Origin of the sequence: Pseudomonas putida (assembly GCF_002025705.1) — a bacterium.
GTDB lineage: Bacteria > Pseudomonadota > Gammaproteobacteria > Pseudomonadales > Pseudomonadaceae > Aquipseudomonas > Aquipseudomonas putida_J.
Genome location: NZ_CP018846.1, coordinates 3,342,779 through 3,362,221, shown reverse-complemented (window position 1 = coordinate 3,362,221; position 19,443 = coordinate 3,342,779). Strand labels below are relative to the sequence as shown.

Annotated in this window: 17 protein-coding genes; 8 read left to right on the top strand and 9 right to left on the bottom strand. The window is 63.0% G+C overall.

Annotated elements, in window-relative coordinates; translation table 11 throughout:
- Positions 1–185 precede the first annotated feature (185 nt).
- From BUQ73_RS15115 to BUQ73_RS15095, 5 genes are all read right to left on the bottom strand, one after another.
- Positions 186–1,508, bottom strand: a complete 1,323-nt coding sequence (locus BUQ73_RS15115) for an MFS transporter (protein WP_079228660.1) — start codon at positions 1,506–1,508, stop codon at positions 186–188.
- Between the two features lie 163 nt (positions 1,509–1,671).
- Positions 1,672–3,345 carry an FAD-dependent oxidoreductase gene (locus tag BUQ73_RS15110; protein WP_079228659.1) on the bottom strand — a complete coding sequence of 558 codons (1,674 nt, stop codon included), beginning with the start codon at positions 3,343–3,345 and terminating at the stop codon, positions 1,672–1,674.
- Positions 3,346–3,533: 188 nt separating this feature from the next.
- Positions 3,534–3,854, bottom strand: a complete 321-nt coding sequence (locus BUQ73_RS15105; RefSeq protein WP_079228658.1) for an NIPSNAP family protein — start codon at positions 3,852–3,854, stop codon at positions 3,534–3,536.
- Complete coding sequence (locus BUQ73_RS15100) at positions 3,839–5,566, bottom strand: FAD-dependent oxidoreductase (protein WP_079228657.1); 1,728 nt, start codon at positions 5,564–5,566, stop codon at positions 3,839–3,841. The genes BUQ73_RS15105 and BUQ73_RS15100 overlap by 16 nt, the downstream gene beginning before the upstream one ends.
- Complete coding sequence (locus BUQ73_RS15095) at positions 5,556–6,380, bottom strand: shikimate dehydrogenase family protein (protein ID WP_079228656.1); 825 nt, start codon at positions 6,378–6,380, stop codon at positions 5,556–5,558. Before BUQ73_RS15095 ends, BUQ73_RS15100 begins: the two co-directional genes overlap by 11 nt.
- A gap of 145 nt (positions 6,381–6,525) precedes the next feature.
- On the opposite strand from BUQ73_RS15095, the gene BUQ73_RS15090 reads away from it, so the two are divergent.
- From BUQ73_RS15090 to BUQ73_RS15080, 4 genes are all read left to right on the top strand, one after another.
- Positions 6,526–7,296 carry an IclR family transcriptional regulator domain-containing protein gene (locus BUQ73_RS15090; RefSeq protein ID WP_079228655.1) on the top strand — a complete coding sequence of 257 codons (771 nt, stop codon included), beginning with the start codon at positions 6,526–6,528 and terminating at the stop codon, positions 7,294–7,296.
- A 139-nt stretch (positions 7,297–7,435) separates the two neighbouring features.
- On the top strand, positions 7,436–7,840 hold the full coding sequence (locus tag BUQ73_RS15085) for a DUF2251 domain-containing protein (RefSeq protein WP_079228654.1): 405 nt from the start codon (positions 7,436–7,438) through the stop codon (positions 7,838–7,840).
- A gap of 61 nt (positions 7,841–7,901) precedes the next feature.
- Positions 7,902–8,048 carry a DUF2314 domain-containing protein gene (locus tag BUQ73_RS28085; protein ID WP_152031560.1) on the top strand — a complete coding sequence of 49 codons (147 nt, stop codon included), beginning with the start codon at positions 7,902–7,904 and terminating at the stop codon, positions 8,046–8,048.
- A gap of 3 nt (positions 8,049–8,051) precedes the next feature.
- Positions 8,052–8,723: an HAD family hydrolase gene (locus tag BUQ73_RS15080; protein WP_152031559.1), complete on the top strand. Its 672-nt coding sequence runs from the start codon at positions 8,052–8,054 to the stop codon at positions 8,721–8,723.
- Positions 8,724–8,745: 22 nt separating this feature from the next.
- Here the strand turns inward: BUQ73_RS15080 and BUQ73_RS15075 are convergent, their stop codons facing one another.
- From BUQ73_RS15075 to BUQ73_RS15065, 3 genes are all read right to left on the bottom strand, one after another.
- A complete protein-coding gene (locus tag BUQ73_RS15075; RefSeq protein WP_079228653.1) occupies positions 8,746–9,000 on the bottom strand; it encodes a hypothetical protein in 255 nt (84 codons plus the stop codon).
- A gap of 157 nt (positions 9,001–9,157) precedes the next feature.
- Complete coding sequence (locus BUQ73_RS15070) at positions 9,158–12,544, bottom strand: Ig-like domain-containing protein (RefSeq protein WP_079228652.1); 3,387 nt, start codon at positions 12,542–12,544, stop codon at positions 9,158–9,160.
- Positions 12,545–12,790: 246 nt separating this feature from the next.
- Positions 12,791–14,290: a lytic transglycosylase F gene (locus tag BUQ73_RS15065; protein WP_079228651.1), complete on the bottom strand. Its 1,500-nt coding sequence runs from the start codon at positions 14,288–14,290 to the stop codon at positions 12,791–12,793.
- Positions 14,291–14,785: 495 nt separating this feature from the next.
- On the opposite strand from BUQ73_RS15065, the gene BUQ73_RS15060 reads away from it, so the two are divergent.
- Genes BUQ73_RS15060 through arsH form a run of 4 tightly spaced genes read left to right on the top strand, consistent with a single transcriptional unit; the run spans position 14,786 to position 17,651 of the window.
- On the top strand, positions 14,786–15,133 hold the full coding sequence (locus BUQ73_RS15060) for a metalloregulator ArsR/SmtB family transcription factor (protein ID WP_079228650.1): 348 nt from the start codon (positions 14,786–14,788) through the stop codon (positions 15,131–15,133).
- Positions 15,134–15,153: 20 nt separating this feature from the next.
- Positions 15,154–16,437, top strand: coding sequence for an arsenic transporter (locus BUQ73_RS15055; protein WP_079228649.1), 1,284 nt, complete (start codon positions 15,154–15,156; stop codon positions 16,435–16,437).
- Positions 16,438–16,465: 28 nt separating this feature from the next.
- On the top strand, positions 16,466–16,936 hold the full coding sequence (locus BUQ73_RS15050; protein ID WP_079228648.1) for an arsenate reductase ArsC: 471 nt from the start codon (positions 16,466–16,468) through the stop codon (positions 16,934–16,936).
- A gap of 13 nt (positions 16,937–16,949) precedes the next feature.
- Positions 16,950–17,651 carry an arsenical resistance protein ArsH gene (arsH, locus tag BUQ73_RS15045; RefSeq protein WP_079228647.1) on the top strand — a complete coding sequence of 234 codons (702 nt, stop codon included), beginning with the start codon at positions 16,950–16,952 and terminating at the stop codon, positions 17,649–17,651.
- A gap of 419 nt (positions 17,652–18,070) precedes the next feature.
- Here the strand turns inward: arsH and BUQ73_RS15035 are convergent, their stop codons facing one another.
- Complete coding sequence (locus BUQ73_RS15035) at positions 18,071–19,297, bottom strand: MFS transporter (RefSeq protein WP_079228645.1); 1,227 nt, start codon at positions 19,295–19,297, stop codon at positions 18,071–18,073.
- Positions 19,298–19,443 lie beyond the last annotated feature (146 nt).

Sequence of the window (19,443 nt, the reverse complement as noted above, 5' to 3'; positions counted from 1 at the left end):
TGTGGGAGCGGGTTTGCCCGCGAAGAATCCAATACGGTATATGGCACCGACTTTGCCGGTGTTCGCGGGTGAACCCGCTCCCACAAGGACCGCGCCAGCATTGGGAGCTTCACAGAGCAGAAATTGCACAGGCGTAAAAAAGGGGCCCGTCAGGGCCCCATCGAGGTAACTGGAAGCCGCGTTGTTCAGGCTTCGAGCTTGCGCGGCGCCATGAAGTACATCCAGATCAGCGCCAGGAAGTACATGGCCGGAATCATGGTGAACAGCACGGCATAGTTGTTGTTCGTCGCCATCAGCACGCTGCCGACGATCTGCGTCATGAACATCCCGCCAACCGCCGCACACATGCTGGCGAAGCCGAATACCGTGCTGATCAGGTGCTTGGGCGTGTAGTCCATCACCAGGCTCCAGATATTCGCCGTCCAGGCCTGGTGCGCGCCGACTGCCAGGGCGATGGCCAGCACCGCGATCCACAGCCCGCTGGCATGGGCGGCGAAGGTCACGCTGACCATGGTGCAGGCGAAGATCAGCATCGACACCAGGCGCGCGGTGGTGGCGCGCACGCCGCGGCCGATCAGCCACGAGGAGAGAATGCCGCCGCCGATGCTGCCGAAGTCGGCAGTCAGCCAGATCAGCATCAGCGGGATGCCCATCTGGGTCACGCTGATGCCCAGGTTGTACTGCTGGTTGAGGAACGGTGGCAGCCAGTACAGGTAGAACCAGAATACCGGCGCGGTGATCGAGTAGGCCACGGCGAAGGCCCAGGTGCCGCGCATGCCGAGGATGCGGCTGAAGGGCAGGCGCGCCACCTCTGGCTCGACGTCCTGCTGGATGTAGTCGAGCTCGCTCTGGCGTACCCGTGGGTGCTCTTCCGGGTTGAAGTACTTCAGGCCCCAGAACACCAGCCAGACCAGGCCCAGGCAGCCCATGGCGATGAACGCGGCCTGCCAGCCCCAGACGGTGAGAATCAACGGCAGCAGGGCCGGGGTGACCATGGCGCCGACGTTGGTGCCGGCATTGAACAGGCCGGTGGCGATGGCGCGCTCACCGGCAGGGAACCACAGGCGCACGGTCTTCACGCAGGCCGGGTAGTTGGCCGCTTCGGTCAGGCCGAGGATGCAGCGGCAGACCATGAAGCCGGCAGCCGAAGTGGCCAGGCCGTGGGCGCCGGTGGCCAGGCTCCATAGCAGTACGGCAGCGAAGAACGCGCGCTTGACGCCGACCTTGTCGATCAGCCGGCCCTGCAACAGGAAACCGACCGCATAGCCGACCTGGAACCAGAAGTTGATGTTGGCGTAGTCCATCGCCGTCCAGCTCATGGCTTTGGCCAGTTCTGGCTGCATGATGCCGAGCGCGGCGCGGTCGATGTAGTTCAAGGTGGTGGCGAAGAACACCAGGGCGAGCATGCCCCAGCGGGTCTTGCCGACGGCGAAGGCGCCACGGATCTTGTCGCCGATGCCGGCGGACGGCAGCTGTGGGCTGGCGGTAGTGAGCTTGGAGTGGTTCATATCCTGGTCGTTTCTTGAAATTGTAATGAACTGCGGTTTCTCGAACGTGACCTGGCCCCAGGCAGGGGCTACACGCAAGGCCGGTGCATGGTGGGCAGTGAATCGGCGACCGTCAATTCGCTGGAGGGGGCTACTGTTCGATAACCGAACAATAGCGGCGCGCTCACAGGCTGCTCAGCACCTTGCCAGCCAGATAACCGAAGGTCATGCCCGGCCCAAGGGTGATACCACCGCTAGGATAATGCCCGGCCATCACGCTGTGCATGTCGTTGCCGACCGCGAACAGGCCGGGTATCGGCCGCTGTGCGTGATCGAGTACGCGTGCCGAGGCGTCTGTGTGCAAGCCGGCGAAAGTGCCGAGGCTGCCTGGCAGCAGCTTCACCGCATGGAAAGGCCCGTGCAGCAATGGCCGCAACGATGGGTTGGGCCTATTCAGCGGCTCGCCCTGGGCCTTGTTGTAGGCCGAGGCGCCGCGCTGGAAGGCCGGGTCTTCGCCGTGCGTGGCATGGCGGTTGAAGTCGGCCACGGTGCGTTGCAGTTGTTCGGCAGCGATCCCGCAGCGCTGCGCCAGTTCTGCCAGGGACTGGCCGCTGAGCAGATAGCCGCGCCGTTGATAGTAGCCGGTCGGGAAGGGGAACGGCTTGGCCCAGCCGATACCGTAGCGCCGTTGTGCGGCATGGTCGCAGATCAGCCAGGCCTCGTGCGCTTCGCCCTGGGGCGTGGCGGCGAACAGCGCATTCATGAAGTCGTGGTAGCAATCGGCTTCGTTGACGAAACGTCGGCCGTCGCGGCGCACGGCGATGAAACCGGGTTTGGCGCGGTCGATCAAGTGCGGGAAGTGGCCGAAGCTGCCGTCACGGCGCGGTACCTGCGAGACCGGCGCCCAGGCGCCGGCCTGTGCGAGCGCGGGGCCAAGCTGGGCGCCAACCTGTTCACCCAGGCGCAAGCCATCACCGCTGTTCTGAGGTGGCGCGGCCGAGTAGTGCTGCTCGCCATCGGGCGCATGGGGCATCAGTTGGGCGATGCGCAGGCGATCATGGGCGAAGCCGCCACAGGCCAGGACCACGCCACGGCGTGCACGGACAACCTGGCCATCGGCGAACTGCGCACCATCGATACGCCCATCGCCGAGCAAGCGGGCAGCCGCTGTGCTGGTGAGCAATGTCACGCCAAGGTCCAGGGCACTGCGCAACAGGCGCGCGACCAGGGCGTTGCCGTTGACCAGTTGCAGGCCACGGCGGTGCAACAGCAGGTCGCGGCCATGGCGCAGCAGGCGCTTGCCCACGTGCAGCGCGGCTTTGGGCGAGTGGCGCGCATTGAAGAAGGCGGCCATATCCGCGCCACCGGCTATGCCCATGCCGGCCAGGCTGACGATGTCCAGTGGCGGGCGCAGCTTGTGCAGCCACGGGCCAAGCAGCCGGCCGTCGAACGGCAGCGCGCACAGCGAGCGCCCGCCACGCGTGCTGCCATCGCCTTCACGCATGTCGGGCATCTTGCTGCCGGACTGGAACTGCACGGCGGTGTGTTGCTGGAAGAATGCCACCATCTCTGGGCCATGGCGCAGGAAGGCGCGTTGGCGTGGGTCCAGTTCGGCGGTGTGGGCCTGGGCGCGCAAGTAGCGTTCGGGGGCGTCGTCGCGTTCGACAATGCCTTCGGCGACGGCCAGCGGGTTGCGCGGAATCCACAGCCAGCCCCCCGACCAGGCGCTGGTACCGCCAAGCTGGCTGGCCTTCTCCGCGACGATCACCTTCAGGCCGTGATGCGCGGCGGTAACTGCGGCCGCCAGGCCAGAGGCACCGGAGCCGATGACAAGTACGTCACATTCGAGGGGTTGCATGAAAAAATCCTTATGACGTCGTGCGATATCGTTGTGGGAGCGGCCTTGCGTCGCGATAGGGCTGCGCAGCAGCCCCAGGGTTTCAGCGATTTTGCCGAGAATGCCGGGGCTGCGATGCAGCCCTTTCCGACCGGTCCGGCGCCCCGGCAAGGCCGCTCCCACATACCCCGTTTAACCCGGGGCGCAGGTTATTGCAGCGGCGAAAAGCCTGTTGGCCGCAGCAGCCGCGATTGCAACTGCAGCACCGCGCCCAGTTCCCGATTGCGCCGCGAGAACTCCGCCCAGCGTGGGTCGGCAGCCATCGCGGCACGGCGCGCCATGCGCTCGTCGAGGCTGGCGTAGGCCCACAGATGCACCACCTGGTTGACCTCGCCGAACTCGCTGGTGAAGAAGCCCACCAGGTTGCCCAGGTGCTCGCTTTGCACCTCCAGCGCATGGCTCTGGTACAGGGCCAGCCAGTCGGCCATCTTCAGCGGGTCGAGGGTGTAGGTTCTCAGTTCGTAGTACATGCGGGTTTCTCCATGGGGGTGGCTGGCGCCTGCAGGCGCTTGGCGATATGGCTGGCAGCGATCCAGCCGAAGGTGAGGGCGGGGCCGAGGGTGATACCAGGGCCGGGGTAGGTGCCGTGCATCATCGAGTTCATGTCGTTGCCCACGGCATACAGCCCGGCAATGGGCGCGCCACTGCGGTTCAGCACGTTGGCATGGGCGTCGGTGACCAGCCCTCGTGCCGAACCGAGGTCGCCGGTATGGATACGGATGGCGTAGAACGGCGCCTTGGTCAGCGGCGCCAGGCACGGGTTGGGCTGGCGCTGTGGGTCGCCCATGTAGCGGTTGTAACTGTTGCCGCCTTTGCCGAATTCGCGGTCGATGCCGTTGCCGGCGTCGGCATTGAAGCGCTCCAGCGTTTGCTGCAAGGCCTGTGGATCGACACCGATGGCCTCGGCCAGGGCTGGTACGCTGGCGGCGCGTTGCAGGTAGCCGGCTGCGATCAGCGCCGAGTTGTCCACCGGCTTTGGCCGTGCCAGGCCCAGGCCATAACGGTTCATCGCCTCGGCGTCGCAGATCAGCCAGCAATGGCCCATGGCGTTGGCGAACATGCTCTGTACGAAGTGGTGGTACGAGTTGGATTCGTTGACAAAGCGACGCCCGGCCGGGTCGACCGCGATCACCCCCGGCTTGGCGCGGTCGGTGACCAGGTGTGGGAAGCGCTCGCGCTCACCATTGGCATGGCGCAGTTCGGACACTGGCGCCCAGAAGAAATTGGCCGCCAGACCTTCGCCCTGTGCCGCCGCCACTGCCTCGCCGAGGCGCAGGGCAGCACCGTCGTTGGTTGGCGGGGACATGCTCAGGTGAGCTGCCGTGGCATCCGGCCGATAGTCCGCAGCCAGTTTGCCGGCGGCAAAACCTCCCATGGCGCAGACCACCCCACCCCTGGCTTGCACCCGTAGCAGTCGGCCTTCGCGCTGCACGACTACGCCAGTTATCACACCGCGCTCTACGATCAACTCCTTTGCATCGCTGCGCAGCCACAGTTCACAGCCATCGGCAAAGGCGCTGCTGGCCAGGCGCGCGATCAGCGCGTTGCCGGTGGTCAAGCGGGTGCCTCGCGGGTGACGCAGGCGGTCCCGCGCATAACGTGCCATCAGCTTCAGGCAATGCCACAGTGAGGTGGGCGAGCGGCGCAGGTTGAGGAAGTGCTGGATGTCCACGCGGTTGACCATCATGCCGCCGAACAGCAGCATGCCGGGCGGTGGCATCTGCAGGTCCTTGAAGCGTGTGCCCAGGTGGCGACCGTCGTACTCGACCATCTCCAGGGCGCGGCCGAACTCGGTGGCACCGGGTTCGTCGGGGTAGTAGTCCGGTGAATGCGGGCGCAGGCCGTAGCGCAGTTCGGTGTTTTGCTCCAGCCAGCGCAGGGCCTGGTGACCCTGCTCGATGAAGGCGTCCACCAGCGCCGGGTTGTAGCCTGTGCCAATGATCGTCCTCAGGTAGGTGCGCATGGCATCGGCGGAGTCCTTGGCCCCGGCTGCACGGGCCTGATCGCTGCCGTAGATCCATACCGCACCGCCGGAAATCGCCGAGGTGCCGCCGAAGCGTTCGGCCTTTTCCACCACCAGCACTTTCAGCCCGCGGCGGGCTGCCGTGGCGGCAGTGGCGAAGCCCCCGGCACCGCTGCCGAGGACGACCAGGTCGAATACTGCTTGATCGCTAGCGCTCATGGCTGCAGATCTCCAGCGGCGTGACGCCCATGAAGGCGCCGAGGTGGCCCAGTTGGGCGAAGGCCATCTGCGCACCGGTCTGGATCGGGCAGCCGCGTTCGCGCGCCTTTTGCAGCAGCGGGGTGATTTCTGGCGAGGTGACCACGTCGGCCACCAGCGTGGCGGCTTTCAGAGTCTCCAGCAGCGTCGCCGGCAATGGCAGTTCGCCGCTGTGGCCCATACCTACGGGGGAGGCGTTGACCACCAGGTCGAAGGCTTCCAGTGAGCCGAAAAGGCTGGCGATTTCCAGCTTGGGGAAGGCATTGCCGAGCACTTCACCCAGCACACCGACGCGTTCGGTGCTGGGGTCGCTCAGGGTGATGCTGGCGATGCCTGCTTCACCCAGCGCATAGGCGATCGCACTGCCGACCCCGCCGCAGCCCACCACCAGCGCGCGCTTGCCGGTGGCCACGAAGCCATGCTGGCGGGTGGCGCCGAGGAAGCCCGTGCCATCGACGTTGTCACCCACCAGGCGGCCGTCACCTTCGCGGCGGATCACGTTGACCGAGCCCAGGGCCTGGGCGCGCTCGCTGAGCCCGTCCAGCCGTGTGGCCAGGGCCTGCTTGTACGGCACGGTGACCACGCAGCCACGCAGGTTGCGCCAGCCGCGCAGGTTGTCGACAAAGGCGCCCAGCGCCGTTTCCTGCAGGTCGATGGGAAGCATCGCCAGGTCGCGGGCGTTGTTGGCAAACCAGGTGTTGAAGTTTTCCGGTGACTTCACCTGGGCGATGGGTGAACCGACGATGGCAACCAGTTCTGTCGAACCTCGGATCATGCTGACCTCCGTTATTGCTGTTGTTGTGGAGGCAAGCTTGGAGCGGGGCGGTTTTCCCGACAATGCGCTGATCGGGCATTTGATGCGATAATCGCAGTTATCTGTCGGTGATCGCATTAATCGCCCTTTTCAACGAGCCGAACTCATGTCCCAGCCCCAGATTCACCCCCGTGACCTCATCGCCGGCCTGCAGAAAGGCCTGGCGCTGATGCAGCTGTTCAGTGCCGAGCAACCCCGCCTGAGCGTGCCCCAGGCGGCGAGGTTGTCCGGCCTGACCCCCAGCGCTGCACGGCGCTTTCTGCTAACCCTGATGCACGAAGGCTTTGCCGAAACCGACAACCGCCATTACTGGCTGACGCCCAAGGCCCTGCGCATTGGCCAGGCCTATGTCGATTCGGCGCAGTTGCCGCGCATGTTGCGGCCGATCGTCGAGCAGGTTGCGCGCCAGACCCAGGAGCATGTGTCGGTGGGCAGCCGTGATGGCGACGAGATCATCCACCTGGTGCGCAGCCGGTACAGCCACATCGCTTCGATGTCGATCCGCCCGGGGTCGCGGGTGCCGATGTATTGCACGGCCAGTGGCAGGGTCTGGCTGGCGTGGCTGGAGGAGGGGCAGCGCGAGGAGTACTTTGCGCGTAATCCACTGAATGCGCTGACGCCTTACACCCAGACCGACAGGGCGCTGCTGGCGGCGGAGTTGCAGCAGGTGAGGGCGCAGGGCTACAGCATCGTCGATCAGGAATACGAAATTGGCATGCGCGTGCTGGGCGTGCCGCTAGTCGACCGCAGCGGCCAGCTGAAAGCGACCTTGACGATCACCACGCATGCTTCGCGTTTGAGCATCGACGAAATGCGCCTGCGCTACCTGGCGACGCTGTATGAGGCGCAGGCATTGCTCAGGCCGGTGCTGGATTGAGGCATGCTCGCTTGCAAGCGGCTATCTGATCCCCGGCCAGTGCAGCGCGGTGTAGCATTGCCTGCTTCAGATTCGCTTGCAGCGGGCATTCGTTGCTGGGCATGATCAAGCCTTCTCATACAGCAAAAGGATTGCCCGCATGCCTGCCTATCTTGCTGCGCAGAACGAATTGCTTGTAGGGGACGGCCTGGTGCTCGAGGCGCCCGCCGGGGAAGGGCCCTATGTCGTGGTGTTCGAGGACGACGAAGAAACCGGCTATTTCTATGCCCTGGATACCTCAGGCGCCGGCAACCCGATCCAGAATGCGCTGCACATCTACGACGTGGAGAGCGTTGCGGACCGGGACAAACCCTCGATAGTCAAGATTGCCTGGTCCGAGGACCACCGCAAGGCGCTGCTGCTGATCAACGACTACCCGCATGCGGTCTTCGACTTCGAAGCCAGGCAGGGGCATTGCCGCACCGGTTTCCCGCTGCCAATGGACAATGGCTGGTCGCACGCGGGCCATGAATGGGATGACAGCGCACTGCAGCATTTTGCCTGACCGTCTTTAGGGAGGGTCTTGGCGGCAACCTGTCTGGATCAGGCACAAGGACGAGCGGCTCATGACGGAGCAAATGATCTACAGCGTCGAAGGCGACAGCCAGGCATTGAAGGAAGCCGTGGCCAGCGCCCAGGCGACCTTCAAGTTCTTCTGTCGGGAAATGTCATGGGAGGCACGGCGCATCGATATCCAACAAGCGGAGGCTTGACCCATGCATGAACCTGTCCACGTTATCGAGGCGGTGGTGTTCGACCTTGGCGGTGTGCTGGTCGACTGGAACCCTCGGCACCTGTTTCGCAAAATCTTCGTGGATGACGAAGCGGCGATGGAGGCGTTTCTGGCCAACGTCTGCAACACTGCCTGGAACGAGAGCCAGGACCGTGGCCGCTCATGGGCGGCGGCGATCGAGGAGGCCGTAGCCGAGCACCCCGCGCACGAGGCGCACATCAGGGCATATCGCGAGCGTTGGGAAGAAATGCTGGCTGGCGCCTTGGACGGCACGGTCCAGGTGCTGGACGAACTGCACGCTGCCGGGGTACGGCTGATTGCCCTGACCAACTGGTCGGCGGAGACCTTCCACTATGCCGAGCAGCGTTTTGCGTTCCTCAAGAAATTCGAGGGGGTGCTGGTGTCGGGCAGGGAAAACCTGATGAAGCCCGAGCCTGAGATTTTCCAGTTGCTGCTGCGCCGATACGGGCTTGAGCCATCGCGCACGCTGTTCATCGACGATGTGCAGAAGAACGTGGACGCGGCGAATCAGCAGGGGATGCAAGCCTTGCGCTTTGTTGGCGCCCAGCAATTGCGTCAGGCGCTGGTCCGGCTTGGGTTGCCGGGCGTCAATCAGGCTGAAACCCTGAAAAAGCCGACCGCGCGCCGCCAGTGATAACTGGCAGCGCAATTCGCAGTCACCGGTCGATTACAGCGCATTCCACCCGTAAGAAGGGGAACAGTTCGTCTGGATTACGGCATTCGCTGTTCAGCTTCAAGCGCGCGGCTTCGGCGAGCGACCGGGTTGCGTAGCTTGGCTTGAGCCGTAGTTTTTCCTGATTGTCGTAGATGTCGAAGCCACCTGACACGGTTGCGGCATAAAACCGGGATCCCGAATGAAAGGACTGTTTTTCGACTGGCACAGCTGGAACGATAACAAATCTCGATTGCATGATTCGTGCCTCCCCAGGCAGATACCTTAGTATTAGCCTGAAGAGCGGGAGTCATCAATATGACTCATCGGGACGATTCAATGACGCGGCGTGTCACTGGCGTCCATCAGGCCTTCGTCGCCAGGGGCCGGCAAGCGGCCCCGGTTTTGTCTGGCACTTATTTGACGGTGATTGGCGCGCTCAAATTTTGACCCAGTGCCGACTTCACGGTGATCGTCGCCGGTGTTGCAGGGCCGTTACCGGTGGTGCTCACCGACAACCGCCAGCGCGCACCGCTGGTCGCTGCCGTCAGCGTCGCCGTACCCAGGTTCAGCGGGCCACCGGTGGTGGCTGCGGTCACTGTGATGCTGTTGCCGCTGGCCACCGAGGTGGTGCCGGAAATATCCCAGGTGTAGCGGTTGTTGCTGCGCACCTGCACCACGGCGCTGCTGACCTCGATCTGGTCCGCCAACACCGCGGGGCCCACCGCGACACTGACCGTCGCCGGGGCCAGCGACTCGGCGCCTTTGGCGTCCCGCGCCGTGTAGGCGAAGCTGGCGGTGAACGGGGCGTCGACTGTCGTCGGTGGGGTATAGGTGATGGTCGTGCCATTGGTACTGGCGGTTCCCTGGCCTGAGTCCGGCTGGTTCAGGCCGGTCACCGTCAATGGCAGGTTGCCCTCAGGGTCGGTGTCGTTGGCCAGCACATTGATCACGACCGGCTTGCCCGTCGTGGTCGCGGCGCTGTCGTTCACCGCCACCGGTGGCTTGTTGGCCGGGTCTGCACTGTTGTCTTTACTGGCGGTGCGGAAGGTCGGCAGGCCCACCGAAGCCATGTACTGCACGCCGTCCCAACCGGGCAGCGGGGTTGGCATGACCTGGAATTGCCCCGGATGCTCCAGGTCCCAGCGCAGCAGCATCGACGAGTCTTCGTGCTGGGTATTGTGGCAGTGCTCCATGTAGGTGCCGGCGAATTCGCGGAAGCGAATGGCCACATCCAGTTCTACCGAGGAGTCGACTTCCGGGCCGATGCGGTAGACGTCCTTGCGTGCCCATTTTTCCCATTCCGGCGGGGCCTTGCCGTCTCGGCTGAGGACCACGCCTTCCTCGAAGTGCACATGCACCGGGTGGCTCCAGCCGTTGCCGCCGTTCTTGATCTTCCACACTTCCAGGGTGCCGTCGCCACTGAAGCCGCCAGGGGTCGCTTCGCTGGCCATCTGCGGGGCGGCGGTGACGCGCCGTGGGTCCATGCTGTAGCCGAAGCCGCCATCGGTCTTGATGGTCCACGGTGCGCTGTCGGTGCCGTCGGAGCGGCCGAAGATGAACTCGCGGTGCCGCGCAGCCTTGAGCTTGGCCTGGTCGGCTACGGCGGTGCGGTCGATGGTCAGCGGGATCATCTTCAGCCCTTCGGCCTTGCCCGGTTTGGCCGGTTCATAGGCGCTCGGGTCCATGCTGAGGTCGGTGCCGCTGTAGGGCTGCACGACCAGTTGCAGGAACTTGCCGACCACCGGGTCGCCCTTGTCCCACTCAGGCCCCTTGCTGGTCTGCTTGATCACCGCCTTGTACTTCTCGGACAGCACGTCAGCCAATGCGATGGCCTGTTTCGGGCCCTTGCCGGTGTCGTGCTCCATCAGGTTGACGAAGTACAGCTTGTCGCCGGCCTTTATCCCGTTCCTGGCGAAGTTGATGATGATGTCGTAGCGCTCGGCGATGGCTTGCACCGGCAAGATGGCGTTGTTGTCGTCGGTCTTGCCGTCGCCGTTGAGGTCCAGGGTGCCATCGAACGGCACGGCGTGTTCCATGATGTTGCCGTCGTTGCCAATCATGTGGAACGGCACGCGGGCGTACGACAGGTTGGAGCCAGAAGGGCCTTTGAACTCGCCACCGTTGCCGGCGATTTCACGTACCACGGCAAACTTGAAGTAGCGCGATACCGAGCCATTGAGGATACGGAAGCGGTAGCTGCGCGCGCGCACCTTGAGCTTGGGCTGGTACTGCCAGTTGACCAGCATCTGGTCACCGAGGAAGCCGTCGGTGTTGAACGGGTTGAACCACAGCTGGCCGTTCTGATCCCAGGCTTTGTCGGCGATCACCAGGTTGACGTCATAGTCACGGTTGCCCCACGGCATGGCCGAGCCACTGGGGAAGCGCAGGTTGACGCCGTCCTGCAGCGCTTCGTTGCCGCGGTCGATGGCGCTGTAGTAGTTCATCATCACGGCGTTGCCCTTGTAGACGTTCTGCGCCGTGAAATCCAGCATGTGGTCGTGGAACCAGTGGGTGCTCATGGTTTCACGCCAGTCGCCACGAATTTTGATGCTGCCGTTCCCGCAGGTCTTCAGCCCTGGGCTTGCGTCGTTGACGAACAGGGTTTCGCCGGGCGAGCAGGGGAAGGCGGCGCGCGGGTCTTCGGCACGGGTGTTGATGGTGTCGTAGCCGGCCAGCTGCACCGGCCAGCGGTAGTCGTAATATTGGCCGGGGAAGAAATAGGCGTTGGCGTACCCATCGCTTTCTGCCGGGTTGTGGCCGTTGTGCTCGTGGGTGGAAATGGTGTGCAGGCCAAAGCCTGCGTTGGCCGCCGGGTCGATCGGCAGCGCGTTGTAGTGGCGCATCAGCACTGGCTGGCCATAGCGGACCATCAGCAGCTTCGGCGGGAAGGTGCCGTCGAAGGTCCACAGCGATTTGTGGTTCTGCAACGGGAAGTTCGGGTGGAAGCGAGTGTCGATGCCCTTGGTGGTGCCGAGGGTGGTCGGGATGTCCGAGGTCTGGTAGTACAGGCCACCGGGCGCGAACTCGCCAACGGCGTAGTTGTGCAATTGCTTGCGGTCACGCAGCCCCTGGTTGATGCGCGCACCGGCCTGCGCCGTCTTGAACGCCGCCTGGGGGTAGAACTCGTTCCAGCGCTGGTGCGACCAGCCTTTTCCGGGTGGCCGGCCTTCTGCCGGCGAGCCGACCGAGTTGCGGTTGAGGAACAGCTCGATCTGCGCCTTCCACGGGTTGCGGTCGAGGGTGTTGGCGTACTGGGTCGGGAACGGGTACAGGCCCGGTTGCTTGAGGAAGGCTTCCAGGGCGTTGCCGTTGGGGCTGCTGCGGGCCACTACGTCAGGGTCTTGCGCAGGGGCTGCGCCCAGCGTGGGGACCGGGAAGGTCAGGGTAGGCGGTGGCAGGTTGGGGTCGAGTTTCTCCGGGCCGAATTCCTCGAACAGCAGCAGTTGCTGGGTGAACGGCTGGGCGCCGAACAACGGGCTCGGCTTGCCGTTGGTGGGGTAATTGCGTGACGTCTGCAAGGCAGGCGGCAGTACGTTGTCGACGCGGGTACTCGCGCGATCACCGTAGACCCCGTCTTGCAGTTCCAGCGCACCTTCGTTGGCCTCGGGCAGGTTGTGCAGCTCGAGCAGCGCCGGGCCGGGGTCGGCTGGCTGGTCGCTGTAATACGACGGGTCCGTCGGTGGAGGCTGGCTGATGTCATCCAGCGAGGAGGCCTCGGCTGAAAGGCTGAGCATCAGTGCAGTCAAGGCAGATAATCTGAATGCCTGGGTATTGGGGTGGATCACGACAGGTATTTGCATAGCCTGGTGCCTCGCTCGAAGCTAGGTGGCTGTAGTGCCACTGTTAGCGCTTTGCCTGGTTCAACAGGCCTCGAGCAACGGCTATGCCAACAATTTTTTCACAAGCAGTTTGCTGGATAACGCCTACTGCTGCTTGATGTGCACAAAATAATGGGGCGCAAGGGCGCCAGGCCGGTGCCCAGCAGCGGGGGTGTGGTTTCCCCACGAATGGTGGGGAAAAGAGTCATCCAGCGTCGGGATTCGAAGTCATTGCGCAGAGGGCTCTGGTTTTCTCCCGGCTTTTTCTTCGACCAGCTTGTAGGCCACGTAGTACTTGTAGATGTTGCCCACATAATCCACGGTTTCCCGGCCTACAACCTGGGCCGCAGCCTGTTCGACGTTGCCGAACCACACGTTCTTGTTGAGCCCTGACTTTTCCGCCAACGCGCGGAACTTGCGCAGGTTGCCGGGCCCTGCGTTGTAGGCGGCGAATGTCATCAAGGTGCGATCCATCTGGGTCAGTTGAGGGTCGTCCAGATACTTGTCTGCGAGCAGGCGCATATATTTGCAGCCGGCTTCGATGTTGCGGTCAGCACTTTTATCGATGCCCTGGATGCCGACGGTGGGGTCCTTCGCGGTGGCGGGCAACAGCTGCATCACCCCCACTGCACCGCGGTGGCTGCGGGCACCCTGGTTCAATTGCGACTCCTGGAAACCCTGGGCCATGAGCATCAGGTGATCGAAGCCGTACGTGGCGGCGTGGCGGTTGAAGATTTCCACCATGGCCTGGAATTTCTTCATTTCCGCTTCGGAAGTGGCGTTGAGTACGCGCTTGCTGCTGTTGGTCACGTACTTGTTGCGCAGGCTGTTGCCGAACGCCGTTCCCACCTTGTGGGTCTGCACGAAGCGTGCGAGTTGCTCCTTCAGCTGAGGGCTGCCCTGGCGAATGGCCCAGGCGAATTCGGATTTGTCGTGCAGGAAGAGCTTGTCGTGGATCTTCATGCCGGTGTACAGCGGCGCCCAGATCCGCGCGATGTAGCGGTCAACCACCGTGGCCTTGAGCAGGCCGGCGTTGACCATCTGCAAAAGGTCTTCCGACTCCAGGTTCTCGTCGGCGGGCTTGATGTCGATTGGTGGCAGGCCCTTGTCCAACAGCCCGGCGTTCAGCGCCTTGAGGTGTTCGTAGTAGCTGCTGGAGGCGCGCACGGTGACCTCCAGGCCCGACAGGTCCTCGATCTTCTCGTAGGCCTTGCTACCAGGGGCGGTGACCAGTATCTCCGGAATGTCCACGGCAAACGGATCGGAAAAATCGACGTTCTTCAGGCGCTCCTCGGTGATGGTCAGGCCACCGGCGGCAATGTCGCCAACACCCTTGACCAGGTTTGGCATCAACTGGTCACGCGCTGTGGGGATGAACATCACCCGCCATTGCATGGATTTTTTGCTGTAGGGCTGGGTCTCGTTCAACCACGCCTCCAGCCCTTTGCCAAGCTCGTAGCTCATGCCCCTCTGGCGACCGCGGTCCAGTTCGAAGAAGGTCTTGCTGTAGGGCACCAGAATTCGCACCAACCGGCGCTCGCGCATGCCCTCGAAGTCCCCGACCCAGTTTTCGGGTATCGGCAAGACCAGCTTTTGAACTTCAGCCTCTTCAGCCGGGGTCAGTTCGACACTCGGGAGGTCGGCTGACGGCGCAGCGCTCAAGGAAAAAGGCAGTAACAGCAATAGGCAAAGGAAGAAATGCTGGAATCTGATTGGCAGTGTATTCATCACATTCACCCGCTGGGGTATGGAAATCCATCTGTCATCCAGGCCTTTGAGCAAGGAGCACTCAGAAGCACGATCCCGAGCCTGCGCCTGCCTCAACGGACCTACCAGATCATGCTAGATGAAGTGCTGTGACTTGGCACTTGGCAGCCACTGCGAAAGTACGGCTCTTACTCGCCGCTCTGTTACGCATCTTCACGGCGGCAGGCGGGAAACTTGTGGCCCTCTCGCGAATCGAGGTTCAAGGCTGCCTGCAGCCTTTGACTGCAATTGCCCATAGTTGCCATTACGAGCGATTGTCCCGCTCATCTTTGCGAATTTTGCGCGATTTCGCCCTCACAGAACGGCACAGGACATTCTGGTTTGCACGGACCTGTGGGGCTTGCCGGCGATGGACCGCAAAGCGGCCTTGGTTACAGATGTCTGCCATGGCAGATGTACTTGCACTTAACATATGAAAATACGTATATTCGGATTTTCATATGTATTGGTGCCGCCATGATTTCCCCGCCTGATGTGTTCAAGAGCCTTTCTGACGAGACCCGTGCTCGCGCCACCCTGCTGATCGCCAGCCTGGGAGAACTCTGCGTCTGCGAGCTCATGTGCGCGCTGGACGACAGCCAGCCCAAGGTCAGCCGCCATCTGGCGCAGTTGCGCAGCAACGGCATGCTGCTGGATCGCCGCCAGGGTCAGTGGGTGTATTACCGCCTCAATCCAGAGCTACCGGCCTGGGTACACGAGATGCTGCAAGTCACCTTGCAGGCCAATTCGCAGTGGTTGGCAGACAACACCCTTCGGCTGAAAAACATGGATGGCCGTCCCGTCCGTGATGCTGTCTGCTGCTGATATCACCGAGCGAGATTTTCATGCTGGTAGCTGTTGCTGTCTTTGTGTTCACCCTCACGCTGGTCATCTGGCAGCCCAAAGGGCTTGGGGTCGGCTGGAGCGCCGCACTGGGTGCAATTATTGCGCTGGTGGTCGGTGCAGTGTCCTTGCACGACATTCCAACCGTCTGGGCCATTGTCTGGAACGCCACTGCCACCTTTATCGCGGTGATCATCATCAGCCTGCTGCTGGATGAGGCCGGTTTCTTCGAATGGGCCGCCCTGCATGTAGCGCGATGGGCGAACGGCAGTGGCTACCGGCTGTTCGCCTTTTGCGTGCTGCTCGGTGCTGCCGTTTCAGCGCTGTTCGCGAATGATGGTGCGGCGTTGATTCTCACGCCCATCGTCATGTCGATGTTGATGGCATTGCGATTTACGCCCACCGCGACGCTGGCCTTTGTCATGGCCGCTGGCTTCATTGCTGACACGGCGAGCCTGCCGCTGGTGGTTTCCAACCTGGTCAACATCGTTTCGGCTGACTATTTCGGCCTGGGCTTTGCTGAATATGCTTCGGTGATGGTGCCGGTGAATTTCGCCAGTGTGGCGGCCACCCTGCTGGTGCTGTCGCTGTTTTTCCGGCGTGACATCCCCAGGCAGTACGCACTCGATGTATTGAAGAAACCGAGCGAGGCGATTCACGACCGCGCCACCTTCAAGGTCGGTGGCTGGGTACTGGTGGTGCTGCTGGCAGGCTTGTTCGCGCTCGAACCGCTTGGTATCCCGATCAGTGCGGTGGCCGCCGCTTGTGCAGCAATCCTCTTTATCGTCGCCGCGCGCGGCCACCGCATTGCTACCCGCCGAGTGCTGCGCGAAGCACCGTGGCAGGTAGTGATTTTCTCCCTCGGGATGTATCTGGTGGTGTACGGCCTGAAAAACGCCGGTCTCACCGACATGCTCACCCAGCTGCTCGACTGGCTTGCACAACAGGGACTGTGGAGCGCCGCCATTGGCACCGGTCTTGTCTCTGCGCTGCTGTCCTCGGTGATGAACAACATGCCCAGCGTGCTGGTCGGCGCTTTGTCGATCCAGGCCAGTGGCGCAGAGGGCCTGGTCCGTGAAGCGATGATCTACGCCAACGTCATCGGCTGCGACCTGGGCCCGAAAATCACCCCGATTGGCAGCCTCGCCACACTGCTGTGGCTGCACGTACTGGAGCGCAAAGGCATGCGCATCACCTGGGGTTACTACTTCAGGGTCGGCATTGTGCTGACCTTGCCGGTTTTGCTGATCACCCTTTCGGCCCTGGCATTGCGCCTGAGCCTCTGACGTCCGCGACCAAGCGGAGGAGCCCGACATGCGAGTCCTGTTCATGTGCACGGCCAACAGCTGCCGCAGCATCCTTTCCGAAGCGCTGTTCAACCACTTGGCCCCGGCAGGCTTCCAGGCCATCAGCTCTGGCAGTTTCCCCAAGGGCCAGGTATTGCCTCGCAGCCTGAGCACGCTCAGCAAGGCCGGTATTTCGACCGAAGGCCTGAGCAGCAAGGGTAACGATGCGTTCGAAGGCAACCCACCGGACATCGTCATCACCGTCTGCGACAAGGCAGCCGGCGAAGCCTGCCCGGTGTACTTCGGCCCCGCGCAAAAGGCGCATTGGGGGCTGGAAGACCCGTCCGATGTCGTTGGTGACGAAGCATCGGTCGACGCGGCTTTCCACGCCACGTTGGCCCGCATCGAATCGCGTTGCCGAGCCTTCTTCACACTGCCTTTCGATAGCCTCGACAGTGACCAGCTCAAGCGTGAGCTGGATCGCATCGGCACGCTCTGAGCTGGAGGAAAACATGTCCGAGCAATTGCCAAATCTCGACCTCGCGCTGTTCGACACGCCGCCTGCGGCGCCCCGTTCCAGCGAGCACAAACCACGCATCCTGTTGCTGTATGGATCGACCCGCGAACGCTCTTTCAGTCGCTTGCTGGTGGAAGAAGCAGCACACCTGCTGGAACACTTCGGCGCCGAGACGCGCATCTTCAACCCGTCGGGCCTGCCGCTGCCGGACGATGTACCGGTCGAGCACCCCAAGGTGCAGGAACTTCGCGATCTGATGCAGTGGTCGGAAGGCCAGGTCTGGTGCTCGCCCGAGCGCCACGGCGCGATGTCTGCGGTGTTCAAGGCGCAGATCGACTGGGTACCCCTGGCGCTCGGTGCGGTTCGCCCCACCCAAGGTAAAACCCTGGCGGTCATGCAGGTGTGTGGCGGCTCGCAGTCGTTCAATGTGGTCAACCAGCTGCGCGTGCTTGGCCGCTGGATGCGCATGTTCACCATCCCGAACCAGTCTTCGGTACCTAAGGCCTATCTGGAGTTCGACGAAGCTGGGCGCATGAAGCCGTCGCCGTTCTATGATCGAGTGGTTGATGTGATGGAGGAACTGGTGAAGTTCACCGTTCTGCTGCGCGACCGCAAGGAATTCCTGGTAGATCGCTATTCGGAACGCAAGGAAAGTGCCGAGCAACTAACTGCCCGTGTGAATCAGCGCTCGATCTGAGGCCATGCCCAGGGACTTTGCTTTGGGTCGGTAGCAGCCATTTGCAGACGCCAGCTATCGACCCAAAGCGGACACTAAAAGGTAGCTGGTTTCGTAAGCGCGACGCGCACTCTGTGGGAGCGGGTTTACCCGCGAAGCAGGCGCCGCGGTGGATGGCACCGGCTGTGCCGGTGTTCGCGGGTAAACCCGCTCACACAGCTCCGTGCAAATCAGAAAGTCATGTGAGAGCGAGATCGCGCAAGGTCTGTAAAAATGAGCAGGTCTATCGCTTTCGCAATGGCAGCTACGGGTGAAGTGCAGTCGTCTTGCTACTGACAGTTCAGCCGTGGGCACTTCGTGGCCACCACTTTCCAGATATGTATGACGTCAGAAGAGGGCGCGCGCGACGCCCCTTCCTTTCACCCGTGTACCCTTACCCGTCAGCCAGCTTGCGCCGCCAGGCTGTTGCTGACATTGCGCCCCAGCACCAGCACCGTGACAAAACCGCAACCCACCAGGGCAGTGGCCAGGCTCAACAACACCGAGCTGCCCAGCTGGTCGACGATGCGCCCGCCAAAGAACGAGCCCAGCGCGATGATGACCTGGAACATCGCCACGAACAGCGGCATGCCGCGCTCGACATCCTTGGGCGCCACCACGAACATCCAGATGCTGGAACAAGCCGGGAACGCGCCAAAGGCGAAGCCCCACAGGGCGATCAGCATTGCCGCGCCAGTCAGGCCGGTGGCGAAGTAGGGGAACAGGGCGGTGCTGACACCGATCATCACCGCCACCAGCATCAGCGTGTGGCGCACGCTCTGATTCGCGGCGAAGCCGGCGAACAGGTTGCCGATTACCCCGGCCACGCCGTAGAGCAGCAACAGTGAGCCAATGGTCGGCCCATCGAAGCCGGAGCTCTGCTTGAAGAACGGTGCGACATAGGTATACGCGGCAAAGTGCGCCAGGCCGATCAGCAGCACGGCGATCAGGCCAACCCGGGCTTGCGGGTTGATGAACAGGGCCGGCAGGTCACGGATGTGAATGGCCTTGTCCGGGTTGAGCTGCGGCAGCAAGAACAGCTGTGCCAACAGTACCGGCACGCCGAGCAGTGCGGTGGCCAGGAAGGTCATGCGCCAGCCCATCAGGCCGCTCAGCCAGGTACCCACGGGCACGCCCAGCACGGTCGCCAGGGTCACGCCGGCCATGATGATCGACGTGGCCCGCGCCACGCTCACACCCTTTGGCGCCAGGCGGCCGCTGAGGGCGATGGCGGTGGCCCAGAAACCGCCGATGCTGATGCCCAGCAGCACACGGCCGAACAGCAGCAGGCTGAAATCGCTGGCGTAGGCCACCACCGAGTTGGCAATGATCATGACCAGCGTCAGGCCGATCAGCAGGTAGCGCCGGTCCATGGCGCCGATGCCCACCGACAGCAGTGGCGCGGCAAGGGCGGCCATGATGCCGGGCAGGGTCACCATCAGCCCGGCATGGCCCGCACTGATGCCCAGGTCACTGGCGACATCGTTGAGCACGCCCACCGGCAGAAACTCGCTGGTGACCAGGGCGAAGGCGCCCACCGCGACCGAAAGAATCGCCAGCCATTGCTGTTTGACGCTTTGTTGATCATGTTCGGGAAGGCCATGGGAGGCCTGACTGACGCTTGGCATGTTCCTGATTCCAAGGTGATGTCGCCTGTTGCAGGCGAGGGGGAGGGAAAATTGAAGGCGATTATAAAAGCCAGCACTGGCGAGTCGACAGGCGAGCCGCTCGATAGTAATCATCAGTGTGATCGATGGAACGCGCCACGCAGAGC

Excerpts from the sequence above, each read along its gene's own strand:
- BUQ73_RS15090 (WP_079228655.1), top strand. The coding sequence starts at position 6,526 with ATGTCCCAGCCCCAGATTCACCCCCGTGACCTCATCGCCGGCCTGCAG.
- BUQ73_RS15095 (WP_079228656.1), bottom strand. The coding sequence starts at position 6,380 with ATGATCCGAGGTTCGACAGAACTGGTTGCCATCGTCGGTTCACCCATC.
- BUQ73_RS15080 (WP_152031559.1), top strand. The coding sequence starts at position 8,052 with ATGCATGAACCTGTCCACGTTATCGAGGCGGTGGTGTTCGACCTTGGC.
- BUQ73_RS15055 (WP_079228649.1), top strand. The coding sequence starts at position 15,154 with ATGCTGGTAGCTGTTGCTGTCTTTGTGTTCACCCTCACGCTGGTCATC.
- BUQ73_RS15050 (WP_079228648.1), top strand. The coding sequence starts at position 16,466 with ATGCGAGTCCTGTTCATGTGCACGGCCAACAGCTGCCGCAGCATCCTT.
- BUQ73_RS15110 (WP_079228659.1), bottom strand. The coding sequence starts at position 3,345 with ATGCAACCCCTCGAATGTGACGTACTTGTCATCGGCTCCGGTGCCTCT.
- BUQ73_RS15105 (WP_079228658.1), bottom strand. The coding sequence starts at position 3,854 with ATGTACTACGAACTGAGAACCTACACCCTCGACCCGCTGAAGATGGCC.
- BUQ73_RS15075 (WP_079228653.1), bottom strand. The coding sequence starts at position 9,000 with ATGCAATCGAGATTTGTTATCGTTCCAGCTGTGCCAGTCGAAAAACAG.
- BUQ73_RS15085 (WP_079228654.1), top strand. The coding sequence starts at position 7,436 with ATGCCTGCCTATCTTGCTGCGCAGAACGAATTGCTTGTAGGGGACGGC.
- BUQ73_RS15115 (WP_079228660.1), bottom strand. The coding sequence starts at position 1,508 with ATGAACCACTCCAAGCTCACTACCGCCAGCCCACAGCTGCCGTCCGCC.
- arsH (WP_079228647.1), top strand. The coding sequence starts at position 16,950 with ATGTCCGAGCAATTGCCAAATCTCGACCTCGCGCTGTTCGACACGCCG.
- BUQ73_RS15065 (WP_079228651.1), bottom strand. The coding sequence starts at position 14,290 with ATGAATACACTGCCAATCAGATTCCAGCATTTCTTCCTTTGCCTATTG.
- BUQ73_RS28085 (WP_152031560.1), top strand. The coding sequence starts at position 7,902 with ATGACGGAGCAAATGATCTACAGCGTCGAAGGCGACAGCCAGGCATTG.
- BUQ73_RS15070 (WP_079228652.1), bottom strand. The coding sequence starts at position 12,544 with ATGCAAATACCTGTCGTGATCCACCCCAATACCCAGGCATTCAGATTA.
- BUQ73_RS15035 (WP_079228645.1), bottom strand. The coding sequence starts at position 19,297 with ATGCCAAGCGTCAGTCAGGCCTCCCATGGCCTTCCCGAACATGATCAA.
- BUQ73_RS15100 (WP_079228657.1), bottom strand. The coding sequence starts at position 5,566 with ATGAGCGCTAGCGATCAAGCAGTATTCGACCTGGTCGTCCTCGGCAGC.
- BUQ73_RS15060 (WP_079228650.1), top strand. The coding sequence starts at position 14,786 with ATGATTTCCCCGCCTGATGTGTTCAAGAGCCTTTCTGACGAGACCCGT.